This is a genomic window from Streptomyces graminilatus, from assembly GCF_001418565.1.
Classification (GTDB): domain Bacteria; phylum Actinomycetota; class Actinomycetes; order Streptomycetales; family Streptomycetaceae; genus Streptomyces; species Streptomyces graminilatus.
In genome coordinates, this window is the sequence record NZ_LIQQ01000382.1 from 1 (window position 1) to 7,755 (window position 7,755).

General features: G+C 69.9%; 8 protein-coding genes and 2 pseudogenes. 8 read left to right on the plus strand and 2 right to left on the minus strand.

The window, feature by feature from the left end; genetic code table 11:
• The 6 genes and pseudogenes from AOK08_RS29710 to AOK08_RS29735 form a co-directional block, all read left to right on the plus strand.
• Positions 1 to 326 (plus strand): annotated as a pseudogene (locus AOK08_RS29710) (outer membrane protein assembly factor BamB family protein); the annotation flags it as partial.
• Between the two features lie 232 nt (positions 327 to 558).
• Positions 559 to 1,257, plus strand: coding sequence for a helix-turn-helix transcriptional regulator (locus AOK08_RS29715; protein WP_055531780.1), 699 nt, complete (start codon positions 559 to 561; stop codon positions 1,255 to 1,257).
• 184 nt (positions 1,258 to 1,441) lie between these two features.
• On the plus strand, positions 1,442 to 2,506 hold the full coding sequence (galT, locus tag AOK08_RS29720) for a galactose-1-phosphate uridylyltransferase (RefSeq protein ID WP_055531782.1): 1,065 nt from the start codon (positions 1,442 to 1,444) through the stop codon (positions 2,504 to 2,506).
• Positions 2,503 to 3,465: a UDP-glucose 4-epimerase GalE gene (gene galE, locus AOK08_RS29725; RefSeq protein WP_055531783.1), complete on the plus strand. Its 963-nt coding sequence runs from the start codon at positions 2,503 to 2,505 to the stop codon at positions 3,463 to 3,465. The genes galT and galE overlap by 4 nt, the downstream gene beginning before the upstream one ends.
• A 54-nt stretch (positions 3,466 to 3,519) precedes the next feature.
• Positions 3,520 to 4,692 carry a galactokinase gene (gene galK, locus AOK08_RS29730; protein WP_055531785.1) on the plus strand — a complete coding sequence of 391 codons (1,173 nt, stop codon included), beginning with the start codon at positions 3,520 to 3,522 and terminating at the stop codon, positions 4,690 to 4,692.
• 142 nt (positions 4,693 to 4,834) lie between these two features.
• Positions 4,835 to 5,479, plus strand: a complete 645-nt coding sequence (locus tag AOK08_RS29735) for a Uma2 family endonuclease (RefSeq protein ID WP_422125783.1) — start codon at positions 4,835 to 4,837, stop codon at positions 5,477 to 5,479.
• On the opposite strand, the gene AOK08_RS29740 is transcribed toward AOK08_RS29735, so the two are convergent.
• Positions 5,448 to 5,903, minus strand: coding sequence for a GNAT family N-acetyltransferase (locus AOK08_RS29740; RefSeq protein WP_055531793.1), 456 nt, complete (start codon positions 5,901 to 5,903; stop codon positions 5,448 to 5,450). The two genes, AOK08_RS29735 and AOK08_RS29740, sit on opposite strands and share 32 nt — an antisense overlap.
• A gap of 308 nt (positions 5,904 to 6,211) precedes the next feature.
• Between AOK08_RS29740 and AOK08_RS29745 the strand changes: the two genes are divergently transcribed.
• Complete coding sequence (locus AOK08_RS29745; RefSeq protein ID WP_055531789.1) at positions 6,212 to 6,991, plus strand: LuxR C-terminal-related transcriptional regulator; 780 nt, start codon at positions 6,212 to 6,214, stop codon at positions 6,989 to 6,991.
• Between the two features lie 46 nt (positions 6,992 to 7,037).
• Here AOK08_RS29745 and AOK08_RS29750 read toward each other — a convergent pair whose 3' ends face one another.
• Positions 7,038 to 7,535, minus strand: a complete 498-nt coding sequence (locus AOK08_RS29750; RefSeq protein WP_055531791.1) for a MarR family winged helix-turn-helix transcriptional regulator — start codon at positions 7,533 to 7,535, stop codon at positions 7,038 to 7,040.
• A 127-nt stretch (positions 7,536 to 7,662) separates the two neighbouring features.
• Between AOK08_RS29750 and AOK08_RS47700 the strand changes: the two are divergent.
• A pseudogene (locus AOK08_RS47700) lies at positions 7,663 to 7,755 on the plus strand (trans-aconitate methyltransferase); the annotation flags it as partial.

Consider the following 7,755-nt stretch of genomic DNA (forward strand, 5'->3'; position numbering starts at 1 on the left):
AGCAGACCGGTCAGCGGGCCGACGCGGGCGACGGCTACTCGATCTCCCCGCTGACCATGGCAGACGGCAACGTGATCGCGTACAAGCGCCCGCCCTACGACAAGGGCGGCCAGGTCGTCAGCATCGACGGCGGCTCCTTCGCGCAGACCACGCTGATGGAGAACCCGGCGGCGAAGGCCGTGCGCGAGGTCGAGTTCGGCATGCAGCCCGAGTTCGCCGAGATCATCTACGCCGACGGCCGCCTCTACATGTCCCAGGTCTTCGCCCACAAGCCCTCCACCACGGGGGAGACCGGATACCTGGCGATCGCGTACGGCACCCGCTGAACCCACTTGCATGCCAGCTCAGGGGCGGGGGCATGCACGTACTACGCATCACCCTCGAATGAGAGGATTTTCCGCGATCCGGTGCACTTCTCTCCGGTGGGGGAGCGCAACGTCGAACAAGCGTGTAGCTTCCGGGGGCATGAGAAGCGGGGGGAGCCGGGGGGCTCCCGTCCGTGGGGACCAATGGACATCCACGAAGGGGCAACCATTGGGGGGACTGGGGGGTGGCTCGATGGGAGTGCGGCTGATGGTGGTCGACGACCACCGACTGCTCGCCGAGGCGCTGGCCTCGGCACTGAAGCTGCGAGGGCACCGCGTGCTCGCCGCGGCGGCGCCCGCCGCGGGTGCGGCGGATCTGGTGATCACGCGCGCGCCGGAGGTGTGCCTGCTGGGCACCGCGACCCCGGCCGAGCCGGGCATGTTCGACCCGGTGGTCCGGATCAAGCGTGAGCGTCCGCAGGTGGCGGTCGTGGTGCTGGGCCCGGTGCCCAGCCCGCGCGGCATCGCCGCCGCGTTCGCCGCGGGAGCTTCCGGGTACGTCCGTCACGACGAGCGGATAGAAGGCGTCGAGCGCGCCATCATGAAGGCCAGGGCGGGCGAGGCGGCGATCGCCCCGCAGTTGCTCCAGGGCGCGTTCGGTGAACTGCTCAACCCCGCCGCCCAGCCCGACGACGAGGGGCAGCGTCTCCTCCAGATGCTCACGCCGAGGGAGGTCGAGGTCCTGGTCCGGGTCGCCGACGGCGAGGACACCCGGCTGATCGCGGCCGGTATGGGTATCGCGCCCAGCACGGCCCGTACGCATGTGCAGCGGGTGCTGATGAAACTGGGGGTGGGATCCAGGCTGGAGGCGGCGGCGCTGGCGGCCCGCACCGGCCTGCTGGACCGGGCGGCTCCGCTCCAGCAGCACTCACCTCCCGGACCGGACCTCTGACGTACCTCACTTGAGACTGTTGAGGCTGCCGAGACTGCGGAGCCGGAGTTCCCGTGAACTCCGGCTCCGCTGACGTTTCACAGAGCATCCAGGGCGTCCGGGGGATTCCGATGGTTGTGGACTTATGATTTGATGTGTTCGGTTCTGTTTGAAGCTAGGTTTGGGTACGGATGGAGAATCCGGCGTGAAGAAGACCTCGACGAGGCTCGCCGACGGTCGTGAGCTCATCTACTACGACCTGCGTGACGACACAGTGCGCGAAGCGGTGGACCGGCGCCCTCTGGAGCGCACGGTCACCACGTCGCAGGTGCGCCGGGACCCGCTGCTCGGCGACGAGGTGGCGATCGCCTCGCACCGCCAGGGCCGCATCTACCACCCCCCGGCCGACGAGTGCCCCCTCTGCCCGACCGAGGGCGACCGGCTGAGCGAGATCCCGGACTCGTCTTACGACGTGGTCGTGTTCGAGAACCGCTTCCCCTCCCTGGCCGGCGACTCCGGGCGGTGCGAGGTGGTCTGCTTCACCTCCGACCACAACTCGACCTTCGCCGACCTCACCGAGGAGCAGACGCGCCTCGTCCTGGAGGCGTGGACCGACCGGACGTCGGAGCTGTCCCACCTCCCCGCCGTCGAGCAGGTGTTCTGCTTCGAGAACCGCGGCGCCGAGATCGGCGTCACCCTCGGACATCCGCACGGCCAGATCTACGCGTACCCCTTCACCACCCCCCGTACGGCCCTGATGCTCCGCTCGGTGGCCGCGCACAAGGAGGCGACGGGCGGCGGAAACCTGTTCGACGAGATCTTGGAGAAGGAGCTGGCGGCGGGCGAGCGCATCGTGCTGGCCACCGACCACTGGGTGGCCTTCGTGCCGTACGCCGCGCACTGGCCGTACGAGGTGCACCTGTACCCGCGTCGCCGCGTGCCCGACCTGCTGGCGCTCGACGAGGACGCCCGCGCCGAGTTCCCCAAGGTCTACCTGGAACTCCTGCGCCGCTTCGACCGGATCTTCGGCGAGGGGGAGCCGCCCACCCCCTACATCGCGGCCTGGCACCAGGCGCCGTTCGGCACACTGGACGCGTTCGAGGGTGTCAACCGTGACGACTTCGCGCTCCACCTCGAGCTTTTCACCATTCGACGTACTTCCGGCAAGCTGAAGTTCCTCGCGGGCTCCGAGTCGGGGATGAGCGTGTTCATCAACGACATCCAGCCGGAGACCGCGGCCGAGCGACTGCGAGAGGTAGCGAGTTCATGAGCGGTAAGTACCTGGTCACCGGTGGTGCGGGCTATGTCGGTGGGGTGGTCGCCCAGCATCTGCTGGAGGCCGGCCACGAGGTCGTCGTCCTCGACAACCTCTCGACGGGCTTCCGGGAGGGCGTCCCGGCAGGTGCCACGTTCGTGGAGGGCGACATCAAGGACGCCGCCAAGTGGCTCGACTCCTCGTTCGACGGTGTCCTCCACTTCGCGGCCTCCTCCCAGGTCGGCGAGTCGGTCGTCAAGCCCGAGAAGTACTGGGACAACAACGTCGGCGGCTCGATGGCCCTGCTCACGGCGATGCGCGAGGCGGGCGTCCGCAAGCTGGTCTTCTCGTCCACGGCGGCGACGTACGGCGAGCCGGAGACCACCCCGATCGTCGAGACGGCGCCCACGTCCCCGACGAACCCCTACGGCGCCTCGAAGCTGGCCGTCGACCACATGATCACCAGCGAGGCGACGGCCCACGGCCTCGCCGCCGTCTCCCTCCGCTACTTCAACGTGGCGGGCGCGTACGGCACCCAGGGCGAGCGCCACGACCCCGAGTCCCACCTGATCCCCCTGGTGTTGCAGGTCGCCCAGGGCAAGCGCGAGGCGATCTCGGTCTACGGCGAGGACTACCCGACCCCGGACGGCACCTGCGTACGGGACTACATCCACGTCGCCGACCTGGCGGACGCCCACCTCCTGGCCCTCACGGCCGCGACGGCGGGCGAACACCTGATCTGCAACCTCGGCAACGGCGAGGGCTTCTCGGTCCGCGAGGTCGTCGAGACGGTACGCCGGGTCACCGGGCACCCGATCCCGGAGGTCGTGGCCCCGCGCAGGGGTGGCGACCCGGCGGTCCTGGTCGCCTCGGCCGACCGCGCCCGCACCCGCCTCGGCTGGAGTCCGAAGAGGTCCGACCTGGCGGGAATCGTCGCGGACGCCTGGGAATTCGCACAGCGCGAGGCCAAGTAGCCAGTAGCAAGCAGCACGTATTACGCACGAAGAAAGATCAGAGGGGTAAAGGGCATGACGACTGCCGATGTCGCAGAGGCGTTCGAGGGGCTGTACGGGTCCGCGCCGGAGGGAGTGTGGGCGGCGCCGGGCCGGGTCAACCTGATCGGCGAGCACACCGACTACAACGACGGTTTCGTCATGCCCTTCGCCCTCCCGCACACGGCGGTGGCGGCGGTCTCCCGTCGCACGGACGGCGTGGTGCGCCTGCACTCGTCGGACGTGGACGGCGGCGTCGTGGAGCTGCGGGTGGCGGACCTGGCCCCGGAGTCGGACAAGAACTGGACGGCGTACCCGGCGGGCGTGATCTGGGCGCTCCAGGACGCCGGCCACGCGTCGGTGTCGTCCGGCGCGGACATCCACCTGACCTCGACGGTACCGACGGGCGCGGGCCTGTCGTCGTCGGCGGCGCTGGAGGTGGTGGTCGCCCTGGCCCTGAACGACCTGTACGAACTGGGCCTGGAACGCTGGCAGTTGGCCCGCCTGTGCCAGCGCGCGGAGAACGTGTACGTGGGCGCTCCCACCGGCATCATGGACCAGACGGCCTCGGCGTGCTGCACAGCGGGCCACGCCCTGTTCCTCGACACCAGGGACCTCTCCCAGGACCAGATCCCCTTCGACCTGGCGGCGGAGGGCATGACGCTCCTCGTCGTGGACACCCAGGTCAAGCACTCCCACAGCGAGGGCGAGTACGGCAAGCGCAGGGCGGGCTGCGAACAGGGCGCGGCCCTGCTGGACGTGACGGCGCTGCGGGACGTGCCGTACGCCGGCCTGGACGCGGCCCTGACCCGCCTGACCGACGCGGGCGCCACCGAGGAGGTCCGCCGCCTGGTACGCCACGTGGTGACGGAGGACCACAGGGTCGAGCGAGTCGTGGAACTCCTGAAGTCGGGCGGCGACACCCGCGCGATCGGCCCGATCCTGACCGAGGGCCACGCCTCCCTCCGCGACGACTTCCAGGTCTCCTGCCCGGAGCTGGACCTGGTAGTGGAGGCGGCGGTCGAGTCCGGCGCCCTGGGCGCCCGTATGACGGGCGGCGGCTTCGGCGGCTCGGCGATCGTCCTGGTCGAGGCGGACGACGCGGACCGCGTGGGCAAGGCAGTGGAATCAGCGTTCGCAGCGGCCGGCCACACGGCCCCCCGGGTGTTCGCGGCGGTGCCTTCGGCGGGGGCGCGGCGGGTGAAGTAAACAGGGGCCACCGGTTCCTGGACGGGACCGGTGGCTTCCGTGACGGGCACGAAGAGTGGTCCCCGATCATGACGTCACCCTTTGTGATGACGATCGCGGATTCCTGCCGTTACCGTGAGGGGGCAGGCCGAGAATTCCGTCCATGGGAGGAATCATGACCGCCGAGCCCGTTGCCGAGCCGACCGCTGAGCCCGGCTGCCGTTGGCCGGTGCCGCCCCAGGACGGGTACACCGTGGACGACCTGTTCACGCTGCCCGACCTCCCGCCGCACACCGAGCTGATCGACGGGAGCCTGGTTTTTGTGAGTCCGCAGCGGCGTTTCCACGCCAAGATGATCGTGTTGCTGATGAACGGCCTGTGCCGGACTCTGCCCGAAGATCTGAGCGTCGAGCGTGAGATGACAGTGGTGCTGGACCGCCGCAACGGCCCTGAACCCGACCTGTCGGTCGTCCGTGCAGCGGCCATCACCGGACTGGAACAGACCCGGTTCAGGGCGGAGGACGTCCTGCTTGCCGTAGAAGTCGTCTCCCCCGACTCCGAAGCCCGCGACCGGGACGCCAAACCCCGCAAATACGCCGCCGCAGGCATCCCGTACTTCTGGCTCGTCGAGATGGCCGAACCCAACCAGCACCCGGTCGTCCGTGCCTACGAGATCGACCCGGTGAACAAGACATACGCCCTCACCGGCATCCACCACGACCATCTCAAGCTCACCGTGCCGTACGACATCGACGTCGACATCACCCTGGACGCGCTCAAGAAGGTCGGACGGTCAGCCGCTTCGTGAGCGTGTACTCCGTAACCCCCGGCGGATAGTCCGGGATCACGCACACCACCTCGTACCCCTGCTTGCGGTAGAAGTCCGGTGCCTGGAAGTCCCAGGTCTCCAGGCGCGCGTGGGTGCACGCGCGCTCCTCCCGTGCCGTGTGCTCCGCCTTCGCGAGGAGACGGGAACCCAGGCCGCTGCCCCGGTGCGGGGCGTCGACCCAGAGGTACGCCACATGCAGCCAGGACGTCCAGGTGTGGCCCACCAGGCCGCCCGCCAGGTTTCCCGCCTCGTCCAACGCCCATACGTGCAGCGGGAGTTCACGCTCCGCAGGGGTTCCGCGCAGGGCGCGCAGGACCGGGGATGCCGCCGTGTTCGTCTCGCGCAACCGCGACCGGAGCAGAGCGAGCCATTCCTTGTCGACTTCTGTCTCGATACGAAACATGCGGCACACCATAAACGCCCTGGCCAATCAGTTCTGTGAATTACCTTCCGCTCCTGCCTCCCGGCCGTACCCTGATGAACAGCACCGGTGGGGGCCGGTGCTGATCAGGGGGCGAGACAGTCGGGTACGACGCCCGGAGTGGGGGTAGCAGTCATCGCACGGCGGCGGCCGTGGCCGGGTGACCGCGACAGCCCCGTCCCAGGCCAGCATCAACAGCCGGGGACTCTCCGGGCGTCGTGCCCGCACGGGTTGTCCCCCCGACGAATGGGTGTCCCCAGCTCCTGAGGAGCTCGGGGAAGGGGGTTTCAGTGGTTCGCATCCGAGTCCTGGTCGTCGACGACCACCGCATCTTCGCCGAGTCGCTCGCCGCCGCACTGGCCGCGGAGCCCGACGTCGACGTCTCCGCCGCCGGCAGCGGTCCCGCCGCGCTGCGCAGCCTGGAGCGCGCGGTGGCCGAGGGCCGCCGGTTCGACGTCCTGCTCGTCGACTCCGACCTGGGCGGCAATGTGCCCGGGGCGCGGTCGGCGGTGCCCGTGCAGGAGGGCAACGCGGAGGGCCTTGTCGACGGCATCTCGCTGGTCGCGGGCGTCCGGTCGGCGCATCCGCACGTACGGATCGTCGTCCTCGCCGAGAAGGACGACCCCCGCAGGGCCGCTCTCGCCCTTCAGGCCGGCGCCTCCGGGTGGGTCGCCAAGGACTGCTCGCTGTCCCGGCTGCTGACCGTCATACGGGGCGTGCTGCGCGACGAGACGCATCTCCCGCCGGCCCTCCTCACCGGTGTGCTGCGCGAGCTGACCGCCGCCCGCAAGCACCGCACCGAGAGCGAGCGGCTCGTCGAGTCGCTCACGCCCCGGGAACGGGAAGTGCTCCGGTGCATGGTCGCCGGGCTCGGCCGCAAGGCCGTCGCCGAACGGCTGTTCCTCTCCCCGCACACCGTGCGCACCCACATGCAGAACGTACTGGGCAAACTCGGAGTCCACTCCACCCTCGCCGCCGTCGCCCTGGCCCGGCGCGCCGGGGTCGGCCCCGTCGACCTCGGACTCGGCCACGGCGGCCGGATCACGGTGGAGGAGAGCAGCAGCGCCTGACCGGCACCAGTCAATGGCGGTCGGCGTACTCCGGCGTCCTCGGGCGTCAGCCGGGGATGTTGTCGAACGGCGCCGTCAACTGGCGCAGCAGCCCGGCCAGTTCGCCCCGCTGTGCCCGCGACAGCTCCGCGAGGATCGCGCGCTCCTGGTCCAGCAGGCCCGCGAGCGCCTGATCCGCCCTGTCCTGGCCCTCCGTGGTGAGCCGGACCAGTACCCCGCGCCGGTCGCTGGGGTCGGGGAGGCGCTCCACCAGGCCCTTCTGCGTCAGCCGGTCGATGCGGTTCGTCATGGTGCCGGAGGTGACCAGGGTCTGGGTGAGGAGCTGCCCGGGGGAGAGCTGATACGGGTCTCCGGCACGCCTGAGCGCCGTCAGGACGTCGAACTCCCACGGCTCGAGCGAGTGCTCGGCGAACGCCAGCCTGCGCGCACGGTCGAGATGCCGGGCGAGCCTGCTGACCCGGCTGAGCACTTCGAGCGGTTCCACGTCGAGGTCCGGGCGCTCCCGGCGCCACGCGGAAACCAGCCGATCGACCTCGTCCTCCATGGCGATCAGTGTAGTGGTTGTGTCGATGTGAAGTCTCTTGGCATCAAGTCTCTTGACGTCGAGAGACTTTCGGGGGCAGGGTGGAGCCACCGACGCTGAACGTCACCCTGACCAACAGGAGAGCCCCATGCCTGCCAGCACCCCCACCCACACCTGGGACCCCGCCCAGTACCTCCGCCACGCCGACCACCGCGCCCGCCCCTTCACCGACCTCCTGGCC